Source organism: Corynebacterium lubricantis DSM 45231 (genome assembly GCF_000379425.1).
GTDB lineage: Bacteria > Actinomycetota > Actinomycetes > Mycobacteriales > Mycobacteriaceae > Corynebacterium > Corynebacterium lubricantis.
On the sequence record NZ_KB902236.1, the window covers coordinates 62,951 to 80,020 of the forward strand.

A 17,070-nucleotide genomic window follows, 5' to 3' on the forward strand; every position below is an offset into this window, starting at 1 on the left:
GGGCAGGTGTTTATCACTTAAAAACCTGAAATCGGAGTCATGCCCATGCGCACTAGAGCCCAACAAGCCAGGCGCGCGCTCTTATTGCTCTCGCCGGCGCTGATCGTGCTGGCAGTGGTCATCGGTTACCCGGTGCTGCGCGCCATCTACCTATCCTTCCAAGCCGACCGCCACCTCGACCCCGACACCGGTGTATTCGTCGAGGGTGGCTTCGCCGGATTCCAGCACTACCTCTACTGGCTCAACCAGCGCTGCATGGGCTCCGACGGCCTGGCCACCACCTGCCCGCCGGGCGTGCTCTCCACCGACTTCTGGCCGGCGCTGACAAATACCGTCGGCTTCACGCTGGCCACCGTCACTCTGGAAACGATCCTGGGCATGATCATGGCGCTGATCATGGCAGGCAACTACAAGGGCCGCGGCCTCGTGCGCGCCGCCGTACTCATCCCGTGGGCCATCCCCACCGCGGTGACGGCGAAGCTGTGGCAGTTCATGTTCGCACCCCAGGGCATCGTGAACTCGGTCCTGGGCACCGACATCATGTGGACCACCGACCCCTGGGCCGCGCGCTTCGCCGTCATCATCGCCGACGTGTGGAAAACCGCCCCGTTCATGGCGTTGCTCATCCTGGCTGGCCTGCAGATGATCCCGAAGGAAACCTACGAGGCCGCCCGCGTCGACGGCGCCTCGCGCTGGCAGCAGTTCTGGCTAATCACCCTGCCGCTCGTGCGCCCCGCGCTCATGGTCGCCGTCCTCTTCCGCACCCTCGACGCGCTGCGTATGTACGACCTGCCGGTCATCATGATCTCGCCGTCGTCGAACTCGCCCACAGCCGTGATCAGCCAGCTCGTCGTCGAGGACATGCGCCAGGGCAATTTCAACTCCGCCTCGGCCCTGTCCACGCTGATCTTCCTGTTCATCTTCTTCGTCGCCTTCATTCTCATCCGCTTCCTCGGCGCCGACGTCTCCGGTACCGGCGAGCAGAGAGCCGCGAAGAAGGAAGCTAAACGACGACAAAAGCGCGAAGCTAAGGCAGCCACAGTACAGATGGGAGCTAGCTAAATGAGAAGCAAAAAATGGGCCACTATCCTGCACTATGTCGGCGTGGCATTCATCCTGCTCTGGGGCCTGGCGCCGTTCTATTGGATGCTGGTGGTCGCCTTCCGCGACTCCACATTCACCTTCGATACCACCCCGTGGCCGACCCACATCACGCTGGATAACTTCCGCGACGCCCTGGCCACCGACAAGGGCAATAACTTCGCCCGAGCCATCGGCAACTCGCTGATCATTTCGGTGGCCACCACCCTGGTCGCCCTCGTCGTGGGAGTCGGTGCCGGTTACGCGCTGGCCCGCCTCCAGTTCCGAGGCAAGGGCTTTGTCACCGCGATCATCCTGGCGGCGTCCATGTTCCCCGGCATCGCCCTGGTCACCCCGCTGTTCCAGCTGTTCAGCCAGATCGGCTGGATCGGCACCTATCAGGCGATGATCGTGCCGAATATTTCCTTCGTGCTGCCGCTGACCATCTATACCCTGATTTCGTTCTTCCGCCAGCTGCCCTGGGAACTCGAGGAAGCCGCACGCGTCGACGGGGCCTCACGCTCCCAGGCCTTCCGGATGATCATGATGCCGCTGGCCACCCCGGCCCTCTTTACCACGGCAATCTTGGCGTTCATCTCGGCGTGGAACGAATACATGTTGGCGCAGCAATTGTCGACGAATGCCACCGAGCCCGTCACCGTGGCCATCGCGCGATTCACCGGACCGAGCTCCTTCGAATACCCCTATGCGGCCACGATGGCGGCCGGTGCCCTAGTGACGGTGCCGCTGATCATCATGGTGCTGATCTTCCAGCGCCGCATTGTTTCCGGGCTGACGGCCGGCGGTGTGAAGGGCTAGTCGTCGATCGACATCCCGACCCACACCGGTTCGGGAACTAGGCGGACACCGAACTTTTCTTCCACCCCATCACGTACGGTGCGAGCGAGCGATGCAATGTCGCTCGCTTTCGCATTTCCGCGGTTGGTCAAGGCGAGCGTGTGCTTCGTCGATAAGCGAGCTGGTGCGTCTTCTGCGGGGAAGCCGCGGCTAAAGCCGGCGCGCTCGATCAGCCAGGCTGCCGAGAGCTTCTCGCCGTTTTCTTGCGGGAAGCGCGGCATGCCCTCCTCGCCGACCTGCGCGTCGATGGCATCCGCGAGAGCAGAATCAACCACCGGGTTAGTGAAAAACGAACCGGCCGACCAGGTGTCGTGGTCCGTGGCGTCGAGCACCATGCCCTTCGAGGCGCGGACCTCCAGCACGGAGGCGCGGGCGGCGGCGACGGAAATGCGGCGGTTTTTCATGTGTCGCAAAGGAACCGAGATGCCGGTGGGGTCCAGCTGCATCTCAATGTCGAGCACCACCGCACGGGAGGTGAACTTCAGGTTGGAGTAGCGATACGCCAGCTCCAGCTCCGAGATCGGCACCCAGCCAGACTCTCCAGTCGAGCGGTTGTACAGGTTGACGCGGGTGAGCACGTCGGAGACCTCGGCACCATACGCGCCGACGTTTTGCACCGGCACGGCACCGGCGGAACCGGGAATGCCGGACAGCGCCTCGATGCCGCCCAGGCCCTCCTCAACCGTGGCGGCGACAACCTCGTCCCACACCGCGCCCGCGCCCGCGCGCACCAGGCCGCCGGCCGCGATCTCCAGCGCATCGTTCTCTGCCAGCACCACCACCAGATCGAGCTCGCCGTCGGCCACCACCAAGTTGGAGCCACCGCCGACGACGAGGAGTGGGACCTGGGCTTCGTCGAGAAGCGAAACGGCTGTAGCCAGCGCTTCGGACGTCTTCGCGCGCACAGCCGCGACCGGCGTGCCACCGATGCGCAGCGTGGTCAACTGCGCGAACGCGGGCGGGTCGATGACCTCTACCCCAGGGGTGGCGGACAAGTTCTCTGCGACACGGCCTTCAAAGCGGGCCTTACATGAATCAGACACCCTTCCCACGGTAGTCTGTAAGGCATGGCATCTCGTAGCGAAAACACCGTAACTATCAATCAGCCGGCCGAAAAAGTTCACACCGCGCTGACAAACCAGGACTACTGGGAATACATCGTGGCAAACCTGTCCCCAGAGCCAGGCGAAGTCAATGATTTTTCCGGCAACGTAGCCACCCTCTTCGAGGTTCTTCCGCTCGACCTGCTCCCAGAGGCAGTGCGTTCCATGGTGTCGCAGAACCTGAAGCTCAAGCGCGTGGTCACCATCGGCGACCTGGCTGACGGCAAGGCTGACGTGAACTACGACGCGTCCGTGAAGGGCACCCCGGTCAGCTTCAAGGGCGACATCAAGCTCGCCGGCGAGGGCGAGACCACCACCCTGGCCTACGACAACGAAGTCACCGTCGACATTCCTTTCATGGGCCCTGCCATCGAGCCAAAGGTCGCCGAGGCGCTCGCCGGCCTCTTCGACCAGGAAGGTCAGCTGACCAACACCTGGATTTCTGAGAACCTCTAAGCCCCTTTTCGAGATCACCCATGGCCGACCATGCCCATAACCTGCGCGCGCAGGCAGGCGCAGGTCGGCCTTTTGGCGTGATCACCCGCGGCACCACCGGCTACAACCGCCTGCGCCGCTCCGACCGCTGGACCCGCTACCACCCCGAGATTTCCTCTTACCTGCGCGGGGTGAGCAGCCCCCTTGCGGTGGATGTGGGGTACGGCGCTAGCTTTACGACGACCGTTGAGTGGGCGCGCTGGCTGCGCCGCGTCAACCCCCACACCCGAGTCGTTGGCCTCGAGATCGACCCCTCCCGGGTTTTGCCGCCGCGCGACGGCGTGCGCTTTGAACTCGGCGGCTTCGAGCTGGCCGGCTACCGCCCCAACCTGGTCCGCGCCTTTAATGTGCTGCGCCAATACGACGTGGACCAGGTGGACATGGTGTGGGCCGAGGTCTGCTCGCGCTTGGCGCCCGGCGGATACTTCATCGAGGGCACCTGCGACGAGATCGGCCGCCGCGCCGCATGGGTGCTCCTGGACGAAAACGGGCCGCAAACCCTCACGCTCGCCTGGGACCCCTTCGACGTCTCCTCGCCCAGCGATGTCGCCGAGCGGCTGCCGAAAAAACTGATTCACCTAAATAAGGACGGCGAGAAAATCCACGCGCTGCTGGCGGCCGCGGATTCCACGTGGTCGCGCGCCGCCGGGTGGGCGCCGCATGGTCCGCGGGTGCGGTGGCGCAAGGCACAAGAGATGCTTATCGACGAGGGTGTGCCGCTTATCCCACAACGCAGAAGAGTAAGAGACAACCTATTCACGGTAAGATGGGATGCCGTTGCTCCAGAGCAGAATTGAGGGACCTTTCCACAATGAGTCGCAGTACACCATCGACCGGTAAAAAAGCCGGGAAAACCACCGGTAAATCTACCGTGTGGAAGGTCCTCATCAGCATCGCCGTGGTCATTTTGGTGCTCTTCCTCGTCGCCGAGGTGGGCATGCGCTGGTACATGTCGAAGCAGTTCCGCGACGGCTTCGAGGAGGGGATCCCGGCAAACGTTACCGTCGAGGGCGAACCGCAGCTTTCCTTCGGCCCGACCCCGCTGACGTTCTCGTTGTTCACCGGCACCATCCCGAGCATGACATTGGATACCCCGTCGACGCTGGAAATCGGCGACGATTTCATCAACGGCAGCCCGGCCGCCCAGGTGGAGCTGAAGGACCTGTCCATCCGCGGCGACAACAACGTAGGCCATCTGCAGGTCACCTCGGAGATCCCCGATGACTTCCTGGAAACCGCCATGCAGATGCAGCTCCAAGAGGCCATCTCAGGTGGCAACGCGGGCGATTACTCCGAGATCATCAACGTGCTCGGCATCTCGGACATCGCCGCGAATCCGACCTCCGGCACCTTCGATCTGGCCATTACCCAGGGCATTTTCGAAATCGAGCTGCTGCCCGTCATGGTCGACGGCCAGTTGCAGTTCGAGGTAGAATCGTCCCGCCTCTTCGGCTTCGACCTACCACCCGAGACCACCGACGCGCTGAAACAGCTCAGCGAGTCCGGCATTCAAGAAGAGCTCGTCGGCCCGCTGCAGATCCAGCAGTTCACCGTGATTCAGGACGGCTTCCGCGTCACCCTGACCGGCGACAACGTCAACCTCGACGAGCTTAGCTCTACGTCTGCCCCTGCCCCAAAGCAGCCATAGGATCAGCGGCGAAGACGCGACTCGCGCCCGCCGAGAGCAGCTCAATCGTCGCCTCCAGGTCAGGCACCGCCCCGTAGACAGCCACCTCTCCCGCCGGGATGTCGCTGCCGTATTCGACAGCAATCACGTCGACGCCAGCCTGAACAGCCACCGCCTCCTGCCCCTGCGGCACGATCGCGCCGAGGCGCACGGGCGGTTCGACGGATTGCCGCAGGGCGATGAGCTCTGAGAGGGTCGCGGTCTCGTCGCTAAGCTTATCGACGACCACCCACACCTCACTGGCTCCCGTCTCCCCTGCAAGCCGCGCCTCGGCGGCCTTGACCAGCGTGTGGTGGCGACCCGTCGGCCAGCCCGCCAGCGCGATCACATGATCGCTGAGCTTGCGGGCTTGGGTGATGTGCGTGGGCTCAACGATAATGCCCGCGGGGCTCGGTGCTACACCCTGGATACCAGTAGGGCTGACCGCGAAGGTTCCTACCTTCGTGGCCAGCCATTCGAGATCATCCATGCTGATTAGTAGTAGTCGCCGCGCAGGATGCTGTTGATATGCGGGCGCACATCGAAGAAGTACACGCCGATCGCAATCGCGCCGATCCAGGAGAGGAAAGGCAGCCCCAGCAGGCAAGCAAAGGCGCTGGCGATGAGGATGGCCACCCAGATCCACTTGGTTTGGCGGTTTGCCGCCTCAAAAGCGTCGTCGCGGGTGGTTGCTGCCATCACCGCTCCCACCACACCGGCGATTGCCACCAGCAAAAACATGAGCTGCTCTAGAAGAGACGGGAGACTGGCGATCAGTGACGTGGTGCTTGAAGCATCGAGCATTTAGGAATTTTCTCCGGTAGGTGGGTTTTTCGTGTCAGTGTCGGACTCAGAGTCGGACTCAGTGACGACTTCCCCGTCAATGATATCCGGAGCATCCGTGTTGGCGGAATCCTTGGTCGAATCCTTGGCGTTATCGAGGCCCTCGTTGACGCGCGAGATCATTCCCTCAAGGCGACCGCGCATGTCGTTGATGAAGCCTTCACTTTCCTTCTTGTCCTGGTCGGTGCCGGACTTTTCGGTCCGCTCGCGGATCTGGCCGACGCTCTGGTCGAAGGCCTGGCGAATCTGATCCATTGCGGAATTCAGCGACTCGCGGGCCGCCCCAAGTTCCGCCGAGTCTTTGGTGCCCTGGGCCGCGCGGGAAACGGAGCCCGCCAGATCGCGGAAGATGCTTTCCGCGTCGCCCGCAAAGGAGGCAGAGGCGCGCTTGTACTGGTCAGCGTCGCTTGCCTCACTAAACGAGGTGCGGGCACGCGCCACCGCCTGCTTGACCTGATCTCCGAGGCCGTTGCCCTCCGGCGAGTCGGCCTTGAAACGGTCGGTGAAATCGCCCACGACATCGCCCAGGCGGCCGCCCGCGTTGACCAGTGCCTCCCCGATACCTTTCAGAGAGTTATTTGGTTCGGTCATTGTGATCTACTTCCTTCGCAATCAGTTGGGTTACACACCAAAGAGCAGCTGATTTACAGTGTAAATAACCAAGCCAGCCAACGCACCGACCACGGTTCCGTTCACGCGGATATACTGCAGATCCTTGCCCACCATGAGCTCGATCTTCTCGCTGGCCTCGTCCGCGTCCCAGCGCTGAATGGTCTCCGAGATAATTCCCGTCACTTCCCCAGCATAGTTATCTGCCAGGTACGACGCAGTGCCGGAAATCATCTTGTCCAGGTGCGAGCGGACTTCCTCGTCAGTTTGGATCCTGTTGCCCCAATGGACAGACAATTCCGCTATGCGACGACGCATCGTGGAACTCGGGTCCGAGAGAGCGTCGATGAGCGAGGTGGACACGCTTGTCCAGATCTCGGAAGCAGCCCCCTGGACCACCTTTGACCCCATCACCTCGGACTTGAAATTCTCCACCTTGGTGATCATCTCGCCGTCAAACTGCAGGTCCTGGGCCAGCTGATTGAGCTGCTTGCGGATGGCCTGGCGAGCCTGGTGATTTTGATCAGTGTCAACATCCTCCATGAACTTCACCAGTTCCTTGTAGACCCTCTCGCCCACAAGCTCCTTGGCGAAGCGTGGAGCCCAGTTGGGCATACGCTCGTCGATAAGCGAAACGATGGAATCTTCCATCCCGTCTACCTTGTCGCGACCCCACGAGATCAGCGCATCGACGACGGGCTCCGTCTTACCGTCGGCGATGAGGCCCTCGAGCGCGCGGCCGGCGATCGGGCCCCAGGTCGGCTCGGCGATGCGCGCGATGACCTGAGAATTGATCAGATCCTCGGCGTCCTTCGGATCCAGGGAACGGATCGCGTACACGCCGAACTCGCTCGCCTTGCGAGAGATCAGCTCAGCGTTGTCGGCCTTAGCCATCCACTGGCCGACCTTCTCCGGGATATTGGCCTGGTTGACCTTCTCGGTGATCAGCTCGGCGTTGAGGAAATTCTCGCCGACGAAACCCGAAAGTGCATCGCCGAGTTGGTCCTTCTTCTTCGGAATCAGCGCGGTATGCGGGATGGGGATTTTCATCGGGTGCCGGAATAGCGCCGTCACGGCGAACCAGTCCGCGATGCCGCCGATCATGCCCGCCTCGGCGGCGGCGCGGACGTAGCCGATCCAGCCCGGTGCCGTGCCCTGCGACTGCCACCATGAACACGTCAGGAAAATCACGGCCGCGATCAGCAGCAAGCCGGTGGCGAAAGCCTGGTGATTGCGCAGGGCGCGCCGACGTTCCGCTTCCTTCTCCGCGCTCATCCCCGGCATGGAGGTTGTGGTCGCGGCTTCGGTCGCCGATTCCTCCGACAAAGCATGTCTACCCATGTTAGAAGTTAGTCTTTCAGTTGATCAGAAGGTGCTCTTCACGCCCATAGTAGTGCGAATAGCGCGAAACCCCCTTGCTCCGCGTCGGGGCAAGGGGGTGTTCGTGCAAAGAGAATTAGTTCTGGCGACCAGTTTCCTCACGGTACTCGCGGTAGTAGCGACGACCACGGAAGATCAGGCCGAAACCGAGACCGAAGCCAACAACAGCGCCGACGCCGCCGATGATCATCAGCAGGCTGCTGTGATCCGTCGCCGTACCAGTGCCCCAGATGCCGGTACCGATTCCCCACAGGAGCGTGCCGACGAAAGCCAGCGAAGCCATCACAAGGCCCATGCCGATCCACGTAGAGGAACGGACCAGGGAAGAGTGAGGTGCAGACAGGGAAACTGGGTCGTAGCCATCAATGTAGGTGTCCTGGAGCTTCCCGGAGTATTCCGGGTGAGACTCAGACTTGATGTCCGCTACGGAGTTATGTGCACTCATTGCCAATTCTCTCTTTCATTCACGATTGTCTTGCGGCATGGGGGCCGACAAGACATTAAACACAACTAGGTTTAATCCTAGTCATCCTTGCCACGGAATGCGGCACGTGCGCGTTCCTTATTGATAGCGCCGACAGCCTCGAGCGGGATGCCTGCTGGGCAGACGTCTGCGCACTCACCGTACAGGGAGCAGTGGCCGAAGTTGGTCTCCAGCTCGTCGACCATCTGGCGGGCACGCTTGCCACGCTCCTGCTTACCCAGTGGGGTCAGCTTCAGGTGGTTGAGCTTTGCGCCGGTGAACAGGTGAGCTGCGCCGTTCGGGCAGGCAGCAACACAAGCGCCACAGCCGATGCAGGCTGCGAAGTCGAGTGCCTTCTCAGCATCCTGGTGGTTCAGGTGCAAGGTATCCGCGTCTGGTGCGGTACCTGCCTGGATGGAGACGTAGCCACCCTGCTGCATTACGCGATCCAGTGCGGAACGGTCGACGACCATGTCCTTGATCACAGGGAATGCGTTGGAGCGGAAAGGCTCGATCTTCAGGGTGTCGCCGTTGTTGTAGTTCACCAGGCGCTGCTGGCAAGAAGGGGTGTTCTCGCCAGCACCGTGTGGGCGACCGTTAACGGTCAGACCACAGGTGCCACAGATGCCCTCGCGACAGTCAGAAGCGAACGCGAATGGTTCCTTGTCCTCTTCGATGAGCTTGTTGTTCACGTGGTCGAGCAGCTCCAGGATGGACATCTGCTCAACAGCGTCGTCGACCTGAACGGTTTCAAATGCGCCGCCGGTTTCAGGTCCGGCTTGACGCCAGATCTCAAGTGTCAGTTTCATTACTTGTAGTTCCTTGTCATCAGCGGAATCGATTCAAAGTACAGTGGCTCTGCGTGGCGGACGAACTTTTCTTCGCCAGCTGGTTCCCATGCGGAAACGAAGCACCAGTTCTCGTCGTCACGCTCTGCCTCGCCATCCTCGGAGAGGTGGTCGTCGCGGAAGTGCGCACCACAGGACTCGTCACGATCGAGTGCGTCAACGCACATGAGCTCGCCCAGGTCGATGTAGTCAGCAACGCGTGCTGCCTGCTCGAGCGCCTGGTTCATGTAGTCGGTGCCACCAGGAACCTGGACGTTGGTCCAGAAATCCTCGCGCAGCGCGCGGATTTCCTTGATGCCTTGCTTGAGGCCCTCGATGTTACGAGAAACGCCACAGTACTTGTACAGGATCTCGCCGAGCTGGCGGTGGTAGTAGTCAGAGCCGTGAGGGTTCGGGCCCTCGACGCTCATCAGCTTGTCCAGGCGTGCCTTCGAACGGTTGACAGCTTCCTGAGCGGCCGCGGAATCCTCAGCCAGAACAGGCTCGCCCAGGTGGTTTGCCAGGTAGTTTGGCACGGTGAACGGCAGGGTGAACCAGCCGTCAACGGAAGCCGAGAGCAGCGAGTTCGCGCCCAGACGGTTCGCGCCGTGGTAGGTCCAGGATGCCTCGCCGGCAGCGAAGAGGCCGTCGATGGAGGTCATCTCGTTGAAGTCCGTCCACAGACCACCCATGGTGAAGTGGCAGGTCGGAGCAATACGCATTGGCGTGGTGTATGGGTCCTCGCCGATCGCGTCCTGGTACATCTCGAACAAGTTCGAGTAACGCTCCTGCACGGTGTCCTTGCCGAGGCGCTCGATGGCGTCGCGGAAGTCCAGGTAAGCGGAGTTCTTCAGCGGGCCAACTGCGTAGCCGGCGTTGATCTGCTGCGAGATTGCACGGGATGCAACGTCGCGTGGGACCAGGTTGCCGAACGCTGGGTAGCGGCGCTCGAGGAAGTAGTCGCGCTCTTCATCCGGAATGGTGTTCGGATCGCGGTCGTCGTCCTTTTCCTTTGGCGACCAGATACGGCCGTCGTTGCGCAGGGACTCGGACATCAGAATCGTCTTCGACTGCCACTCAGCGTTGACAGGCAGGCCCGTCGGGTGGAACTGAATGAAGGAAGGCGACGCCAGGTAAGCACCCTGCTCGTAGGCGCGCATCATGGCGCCAGCGTTGGAGTTCTTAGCCAGGGTGGACATGTGGTAGACGTTGCCGTAACCACCGGTAGCCAGGATCACTGCGTGACCGGTGAACGGGGTGATGGAACCGTCAATCAGGTTGCGGGTAACGATGCCCTCGCAGCGCTTCTTGCCGTCCTTCTCGGTCACGATCAGGTCAACCAGGTCGTTGTGGGTGAAGATCTCCACGTTGCCCAGGTGAATCTGGCGCTGCAGAGCCGACGCGGTGGACAGCTGCAGCTGCTGGCCCGTTTGGCCACGGGTGTAGTAGGTACGGGAGACCTGCACACCACCGAAGGAACGGGTTGCCAGGGTGCCGCCATATTCGCGAGCGAATGGTGCGCCGATGGCGTTCATGTGGTCGATCACGCGAGCGGACTCGATGGCCAGGCGCCAGCAGTCGGACTCGCGGCAGCGGTAGTCGCCGCCCTTCACGGTGTCCTTGGTGTGGCGGTAAGCGGAGTCGTTGTCGACCTTCTTGCCACGTGCGGAGTTCACGCCACCCTGCGCAGCAATGGAGTGCGCACGGCGTGGAGCGTCGTGGTAGGTGAAGGACTTCACGTTGTAGCCGAGCTCGCCGAGTGCTGCTGCTGCGGCACCGCCGGACAGGCCGGTACCGACAACGAGAACGGTGAACTTACGACGGTTCAGTGGAGAAACAAGTTCCATGTGGTCCTTGTTGTAGTTCCACATGTCCCGCATTGGGACGCCCTTCGGCTCGTTGCTCTCCAGGATGGTACCCGCGGTAACACCCTCGACGATGGATGTCGGGTGGGTAAATTCGGCGCGCTGTGCGCCCTGATCAGTAGTCATGTTTGCTTAGCTCCTCCTACGAGATCAAACCGAATGTAATGGACAACGGCATAACAATGTTGCCAATGACAACGATGGCTGGCAGCCAGTACGCCAGGATTACCATGATCACGTGGCCGCGCTTGCCCAACCAACCAAGGTCGGAGACAGCCAGGTAGATGCCATGGGTGAGGTGCAGGAACAGAGCCAGGTTTGCAACAACGTAAACCAGGGTGACCCACCAGCGCTCGGGGGCGAAGGTTGCAACCATGTTGTTGTACACAGCACCGTGCTCGAACGAGCTGGAAGCAACAACGGTGCCCAGCGTCAGGTCGAGGATGTGGAAAATGATGAACAGCAGCAAGATAACGCCGGTGACCAGCATGTAGCGTGCAGCGACGGACTGCGTTCCACCCATCAGGTTGGTGCGCTTGAACTTACCGCGGGAGCGGCTCGAGCGACCGTGCAGGGCGAATGCGCCGTAAATATGCAGCACGATCGAGACCAGCAGCACAATGCGGATAATCCAGAGCAAGCCCTCGCGTGGGAGCAGTGGCTCGCCCATGGTGCGCAGGAATTCACCGTAAGTGTCCAACGCAGGCACGCCACCGTGGTCTGGCATGAAAAGCTTCAAGTTACCGACCATATGGCCGAGTACGAATAGCGCGAAGATCAGGCCGGTGATGGCCATTGTGAGCTTCAGCGCCCACGTTGGATACGAAGGCCGCTCGCGCAGCGGCTTTTCGGTAATTTTACCGTGGCGAATTGCGTCACGGTCTGCGTTTTGTACAGTCATGGCACCTCCAGTGTCGTAATCACTCTACGTGGTTAAGTCGGTCACGTCCTAGTTACACGATTTTCCATTTCACACTGTCGGACCCCCTTTCCGCAGGCGGTTCGCCCCTGGCGGTTTTCTTCGCCACTTCCCCGCTTCCTAACAGAGCCACCTTCGCAACTCTGCGAAGAATGCGTGCAGGTCACCCTACGTGCTGCGCGATTCGACTTCACACAATGTTTTTCGACTCTTCACATCGGCTACACAGGTGCCCGAAGTAGGTGCCGCCTGTGATCTTTGCCACCACCACCCATCGCACGGTCAGTTCCCACTAACTTTCACCCCCAAAGTGGTCCTACTTTCGACGGACCCAAAAATCCACCTGCAGGGGAATATCCGATTTGCCTGAGAGTTAACTTTTTTCGCAGCCATACCCACACAATTCTTCACAATTTTTGGTTAGATGTGCGCATGGGAAAGACGTACGTGGGCTCGCGCCTCCGCCAATTGCGCCGCGAGCGAAACTTAAGCCAGGCATCTCTGGCCTCCGCACTCGATTTGTCCGCCAGCTACGTCAATCAGATCGAGCATGACGTGCGGCCACTGACCGTGCCCGTGCTCCTGCGCATCACGGAGGCCTTCGGCGTCGACGCCACCTTTTTTTCGCGTGACGACGATTCCCGTCTCCTCGCCGAGCTCAAAGACGTCGTCGGCGACCAAGAAATCGCGGCCAGCGACGTCGAACTCCAAGAGCTCTCCGAGTTGGTGTACAACCACCCCACGGTCGCGCGCGCCATGGTGGACATGCACCGGCGCTATCGCAACGTTCGCGACAAGCTCACCATCGCTACCGATCAGCGCACCACGAGCGATTCCGCGATCTCCATGCCGCACGACGAGGTGCGCGACTTCTTCTATTCGCGCCAGAACTATCTCGACGAGATCGACCACACCGCCGAGGACCTCGCGGCCGAGCTCGGCATCGAGCGCTTCGGCATCCGCGACACCGAGGAAGCCCTCGAGGCGCGCCTGCGCGACAAACACAACATCACCGTCGAGGACTCCTCCGCCGTCGACGGCACCCTGCACACCTTCGACGCCGAGCGCGGCGTCCTTTCTCTGTCCACGCTGCTCTCCACCGGCCAGCGCGCCTTCCGCATGGCCAGCGAGCTGGCCTATCTAGAAACGGGCACGCTTATCGACGATGAACTTGTCGACGAACCACTCTCCGACGAATCCTCAGTCAACCTCGCCCGCCGCGGCGTGGCCAGCTACTTCGCCGCCGCCACGATCCTGCCCTACGGCCTGATCCATTCCGAGGCTGAGAGAGCCGGCTACGACGTGGAATACCTCTCTAATATCTTCGGCGTGGGCTACGAAACCGTCGCCTCTCGGCTGTCCACCCTGCAGCGGCCGAACCTGCGCGGCGTGCCGTTTACCTTCGTACGCGTGGACCGGGCCGGCAACATGTCAAAGCGCCAGTCGGCCACCGGCTTCCACTTCTCCACCTCCGGCGGCACGTGCCCGCTGTGGGCACTCTACGACGCCTTCGCTCAGCCCGGCGACATCGTGCGCCAACACGCCCAGATGCCCGACGGTCGCACCTACCTGTGGGTCGCGCGCACCGTGCGCCACCACCGCCGCAAGTTCCAGGACACCGACAAGCTCTTCGCTATCGGCCTAGGCTGCGAGACCCGCCACGCCGAGCGCACCATTTATGCCTCCGGATTGCCTCTCGACGACGCCGAGCAGGCCGACCAGATCGGCGCCGGCTGCCGCGTCTGCCCGCGCCAGAACTGTGCCCAGCGCGCCTTCCCGGCGGTACACATGCCGCTCGACATCGACCCGCACTCCACCGCGATCGCACCGTACTAACCCCGGGACCCCAAGACGCAACAAAGCCCGGCCACTGCTGTGGTCGGGCAATCGTCGTGAAGCGAACTACAGGTTGATCATGTGACCTTCGATGCCGTGAGCAGCTTCCTTCATGGCCTCGGAGAATGTTGGGTGGATGTGCACGTTGCGTGCGATCTCGCCCGCGGTCAGGTCGTACTTCTGAGCCAGCGTCAGCTGCGGAGTCAGATCGGAAACACCCTCGCCGACCATGTGCGCGCCGAGCAGCTCGCCGTACTCGCCGTCAGCGACGATCTTGACAAAGCCCTCAGTCGCGTTCGCGCCAACAGCCTTACCGTTCGCGGAGAATGGGAAGGATGCGACCTTAATGTCCTTCTCAGGCCACTTCTCCTTCGCGGTTTCCTCGGTGTAGCCGAAGGACGCGACCTGTGGGTTACAGAAGGTTGCGCGAGGCATCATCATGTAATCGCCCAGGGTCTGGGTCTCAGCGCCGGCGATAACCTCGGCCGCGACAACACCCATCGCCTCAGCGACGTGAGCCAGCTGCAGCTTCGCGGTGACATCGCCGATGGCGTAGATGTGCTCGACGTTGGTGCGCATGTAATCGTCGATAGCAATCGCGCCGCGCTCGGTGAGCTCAACGCCGGTGTTCTCCAGGCCGTAGCCCTCGGTGCGAGGACGGAAACCAACGGACACCAGCACGCGATCAACGGTGATGGTCTCGGTCTTGTCGGTGCCCTTCTTCTGGTAATCCACCTCGACGGAGCTGCCGTTGTCGCGCACAGCGGTGGTGGCGTGGCCAGCAAGGACCTTCACGCCCAGCTTCTTGTAGACCTTGTTGATGGCCTTCGAAACTTCCTTGTCCTCGTTTGGCAGGACGCGGTCCATGAACTCAATCACGGTGACGTCGACGCCGTATGCGTTAAGAACGTATGCGAACTCCATACCGATTGCGCCGCCGCCGACGATAACCATCTTCTTCGGCGCCTCAGGGTTAAGAATCTGCTCCTCGAAGGAAACAACGTTCTCAGAGAACTCCACGCCGCGCAGGCTGTTGACCACGGAACCGGTCGCGATAATGCAATCGTCGAAGGTGACGGTCTTGCCCTTGTCGTCGCCCTCGGTGATCTCGATGGACTTCGCGTCCTTGAAGGAGCCCACACCGTTGATCTCGGTGATCTTGTTCTTCTTCATCAGGTAGTGCACGCCGCCGACGATCTTGTCGGAGACCTTGCGGGAGCGCTTGTGAGCGTCGGTGTAATCGAAGGTCACGTCGCCCTTGATGCCGAAGACATCCTTCTCGTGGTTAAAAGTGTTCGCCACTTCGGCGTTCTTGATCAGCGACTTGGAAGGGATGCAGCCCACGTTCAGGCAGACACCGCCCCAGTACTGCTTCTCAATAACAGCAACCTTTTTGCCGAGCTGTGCTGCGCGGATGGCGGCCACATAGCCACCAGGGCCTGCGCCGAGTACTACTACGTCATAATGTTCATTAGTCACGCCTCACAGGATACGTCCTTTTCATATAGAGGTGTGTGTTTTGCACCCCTGTGGGGGCACGAGTTCGCTTAACGACGAAAGCCCCTGCCATTTTCTGGCAGAGGCTTGTCGGAGGGAGTGACGCTTAGATCAAACCCAGCATCAGTGCAGCCTGGGAAGATGCGGAGGAGCCCATGTGGACGAACTGGCCGAGGAACTCGTTGATTTGAACCTGGATGATTTCAAGAATGGACACTGTTATTTTCCTTAATCTATTGCGGCTGGGATATCTGGGAAGTCTCTCAAGTGCCTGTCGCTGGAAACGGCCAGATTGTTACAGGTATTTCACAGAAGATTGAGCGACATTACTCAAACAATCTAAATCCCAGATACCACTTGCGCAACAGGGTGGCGAAGTTTAGGGTCGACTGTGAGATTATTCCGCACATCCTGCTAACAATTGGCAACCGCGGTACGATACCCCATTGTTCTGACAATTATTTTTAAGGTAAGGAAGCCTCGCCATATGAAGCTCAAGCGTTCCGTCCTCGCTGCCGGCGCAGCGATCGCCATTGCACTTGGCGCCGCGCCAGTTGCCCAGTCCGCAACCGTAACCCCAGCTGAAGTTGCCGGCAACGCTGCCGTTGGCACTGTCCGCCCAATGACCTCGGCAGATGTTCCTAACGCGGTCACCACCGGTGCGCCACAGCAGTGGTACGCGGACTACGTTGACGGCGATAAGGTTGAGGCTTACATTGTCACCTCGCCGTCGATGAATAACCGCGAGATCCCTGTCGCCGTGATTCCTGCGCGTGACGCAGACGGCAACCGCGTGGACAATGCTCCTACCGTGTACATGCTCAACGGTGCTGGTGGCGCCGAGCAGGACGCTGACTGGCTGCGCCAGACCGAAGGCCTGGACTTCTACCAGAACAAGGGTGTCAACGTTGTCATCCCACAGGCTGGTGCTTTCAGCTACTACATGGACTGGGAAGATGACGTAAACACCCGCTACCTGCAGGGTGGCCCGCAGAAGTGGGAAACCTTCATCACCAAGGAACTGCCTGGCCCAATCGAGGCTGAGCTGGGCGCGAACAACCAGCGCGCAACCGTCGGCTTCTCCATGTCGGCAACCTCTTCCCTGCTGCACGCCCAGCACAATCCGGGCTTCTACGACGCGGTGGGCTCCTTCTCTGGCTGCGCTGCTACCTCGACCTTCAATACGTACGAGTACATGCGCCTGACGGTCAACCGCGGTGGCTCGGAACCTGAGAATATGGTCGGCCCTATGGGCAGCCGTCACAACCGTCACAACGATGCGCTGCTGAGCGCGCACCGTTTCCAGGACACCAACACCAAGCTCTACGTCTCTACCGGTACCGGCCTGGCTGGCGAAACCGACATGGCCGGCTACTACCGCGATCGTGGCATGGACGCTACTACCGCGTCGGCACAGGCAGGTGTCCTGCAGGTTGAGGGCGGCGTCATCGAGGCTGCAATGAACCAGTGCACCCACGACCTGAAGGCTAAGACCGATTCCTTGGGCATGGCTGACAGAACTCACTACGAGCTGCGCAACACCGGCACCCACTCCTGGCCAAGCTGGCGCGAGGACCTCGAGCTGTCGTGGACCAAGACCATTAAGCCAGCATTCGGGCTGTAATTTTT

General features: G+C 61.0%; 17 protein-coding genes. 7 read left to right on the forward strand and 10 right to left on the reverse strand.

All coding sequences use genetic code 11. From position 1 onward, the window contains the following. The first annotated feature begins 45 nt into the window (after nucleotides 1-45). Together A37O_RS0112660 and A37O_RS0112665 are read left to right on the forward strand one after the other, a co-directional pair. On the forward strand, nucleotides 46-1,062 hold the full coding sequence (locus A37O_RS0112660) for a carbohydrate ABC transporter permease (RefSeq protein ID WP_026196362.1): 1,017 nt from the start codon (nucleotides 46-48) through the stop codon (nucleotides 1,060-1,062). After that, entirely contained in the window at nucleotides 1,063-1,899 is an 837-nt protein-coding gene (locus A37O_RS0112665; RefSeq protein WP_018297877.1) for a carbohydrate ABC transporter permease, read from the forward strand. Here the strand turns inward: A37O_RS0112665 and A37O_RS0112670 are convergent. After that, complete coding sequence (locus A37O_RS0112670; protein WP_018297878.1) at nucleotides 1,896-2,981, reverse strand: UDP-N-acetylmuramate dehydrogenase; 1,086 nt, start codon at nucleotides 2,979-2,981, stop codon at nucleotides 1,896-1,898. The two genes, A37O_RS0112665 and A37O_RS0112670, sit on opposite strands and share 4 nt — an antisense overlap. A gap of 24 nt (nucleotides 2,982-3,005) precedes the next feature. Between A37O_RS0112670 and A37O_RS0112675 the strand changes: the two genes are divergently transcribed. From A37O_RS0112675 to A37O_RS0112685, 3 genes are read left to right on the forward strand one after another with little or no spacing between them, the layout of a single operon-like run. Next, nucleotides 3,006-3,497: a DUF2505 domain-containing protein gene (locus A37O_RS0112675; protein ID WP_018297879.1), complete on the forward strand. Its 492-nt coding sequence runs from the start codon at nucleotides 3,006-3,008 to the stop codon at nucleotides 3,495-3,497. Nucleotides 3,498-3,517: 20 nt separating this feature from the next. Beyond that, nucleotides 3,518-4,333, forward strand: a complete 816-nt coding sequence (locus A37O_RS0112680; protein ID WP_018297880.1) for a class I SAM-dependent methyltransferase — start codon at nucleotides 3,518-3,520, stop codon at nucleotides 4,331-4,333. Between the two features lie 14 nt (nucleotides 4,334-4,347). Further along, nucleotides 4,348-5,184: an LmeA family phospholipid-binding protein gene (locus tag A37O_RS0112685; RefSeq protein WP_018297881.1), complete on the forward strand. Its 837-nt coding sequence runs from the start codon at nucleotides 4,348-4,350 to the stop codon at nucleotides 5,182-5,184. On the opposite strand, the gene A37O_RS15510 is transcribed toward A37O_RS0112685, so the two are convergent. From A37O_RS15510 to A37O_RS0112725, 8 genes are all read right to left on the reverse strand, one after another. Beyond that, the gene (locus A37O_RS15510; protein WP_018297882.1) at nucleotides 5,153-5,692 is read right to left on the reverse strand and encodes a beta/alpha barrel domain-containing protein; all 540 of its coding nucleotides are present in this window, start codon (nucleotides 5,690-5,692) and stop codon (nucleotides 5,153-5,155) included. The genes A37O_RS0112685 and A37O_RS15510 overlap by 32 nt on opposite strands. A 5-nt stretch (nucleotides 5,693-5,697) precedes the next feature. Further along, nucleotides 5,698-6,006, reverse strand: coding sequence for a DUF2516 family protein (locus tag A37O_RS0112695; protein ID WP_018297883.1), 309 nt, complete (start codon nucleotides 6,004-6,006; stop codon nucleotides 5,698-5,700). Then, nucleotides 6,007-6,636 carry a CGLAU_01105 family protein gene (locus A37O_RS0112700; protein WP_018297884.1) on the reverse strand — a complete coding sequence of 210 codons (630 nt, stop codon included), beginning with the start codon at nucleotides 6,634-6,636 and terminating at the stop codon, nucleotides 6,007-6,009. Nucleotides 6,637-6,666: 30 nt separating this feature from the next. Further along, nucleotides 6,667-7,995: a DUF445 domain-containing protein gene (locus A37O_RS0112705; protein WP_026196366.1), complete on the reverse strand. Its 1,329-nt coding sequence runs from the start codon at nucleotides 7,993-7,995 to the stop codon at nucleotides 6,667-6,669. A gap of 115 nt (nucleotides 7,996-8,110) precedes the next feature. After that, a complete protein-coding gene (locus tag A37O_RS0112710; protein WP_018297886.1) occupies nucleotides 8,111-8,479 on the reverse strand; it encodes a hypothetical protein in 369 nt (122 codons plus the stop codon). Nucleotides 8,480-8,556: 77 nt separating this feature from the next. Next, on the reverse strand, nucleotides 8,557-9,306 hold the full coding sequence (locus A37O_RS0112715) for a succinate dehydrogenase/fumarate reductase iron-sulfur subunit (protein ID WP_018297887.1): 750 nt from the start codon (nucleotides 9,304-9,306) through the stop codon (nucleotides 8,557-8,559). After that, nucleotides 9,306-11,315, reverse strand: a complete 2,010-nt coding sequence (locus A37O_RS0112720) for a fumarate reductase/succinate dehydrogenase flavoprotein subunit (protein ID WP_018297888.1) — start codon at nucleotides 11,313-11,315, stop codon at nucleotides 9,306-9,308. The genes A37O_RS0112715 and A37O_RS0112720 overlap by 1 nt, the downstream gene beginning before the upstream one ends. Nucleotides 11,316-11,331: 16 nt before the next feature. After that, complete coding sequence (locus tag A37O_RS0112725; RefSeq protein WP_018297889.1) at nucleotides 11,332-12,090, reverse strand: succinate dehydrogenase cytochrome b subunit; 759 nt, start codon at nucleotides 12,088-12,090, stop codon at nucleotides 11,332-11,334. 450 nt (nucleotides 12,091-12,540) lie between these two features. On the opposite strand from A37O_RS0112725, the gene ramB reads away from it, so the two are divergent. Further along, a complete protein-coding gene (gene ramB, locus A37O_RS0112730; RefSeq protein WP_018297890.1) occupies nucleotides 12,541-13,944 on the forward strand; it encodes an acetate metabolism transcriptional regulator RamB in 1,404 nt (467 codons plus the stop codon). A 66-nt stretch (nucleotides 13,945-14,010) separates the two neighbouring features. Here the strand turns inward: ramB and lpdA are convergent, their stop codons facing one another. Continuing rightward, on the reverse strand, nucleotides 14,011-15,423 hold the full coding sequence (lpdA, locus tag A37O_RS0112735) for a dihydrolipoyl dehydrogenase (RefSeq protein WP_018297891.1): 1,413 nt from the start codon (nucleotides 15,421-15,423) through the stop codon (nucleotides 14,011-14,013). A 505-nt stretch (nucleotides 15,424-15,928) separates the two neighbouring features. On the opposite strand from lpdA, the gene A37O_RS0112745 reads away from it, so the two are divergent. After that, on the forward strand, nucleotides 15,929-17,065 hold the full coding sequence (locus A37O_RS0112745) for an alpha/beta hydrolase (protein WP_018297893.1): 1,137 nt from the start codon (nucleotides 15,929-15,931) through the stop codon (nucleotides 17,063-17,065). Nucleotides 17,066-17,070: the final 5 nt, after the last annotated feature.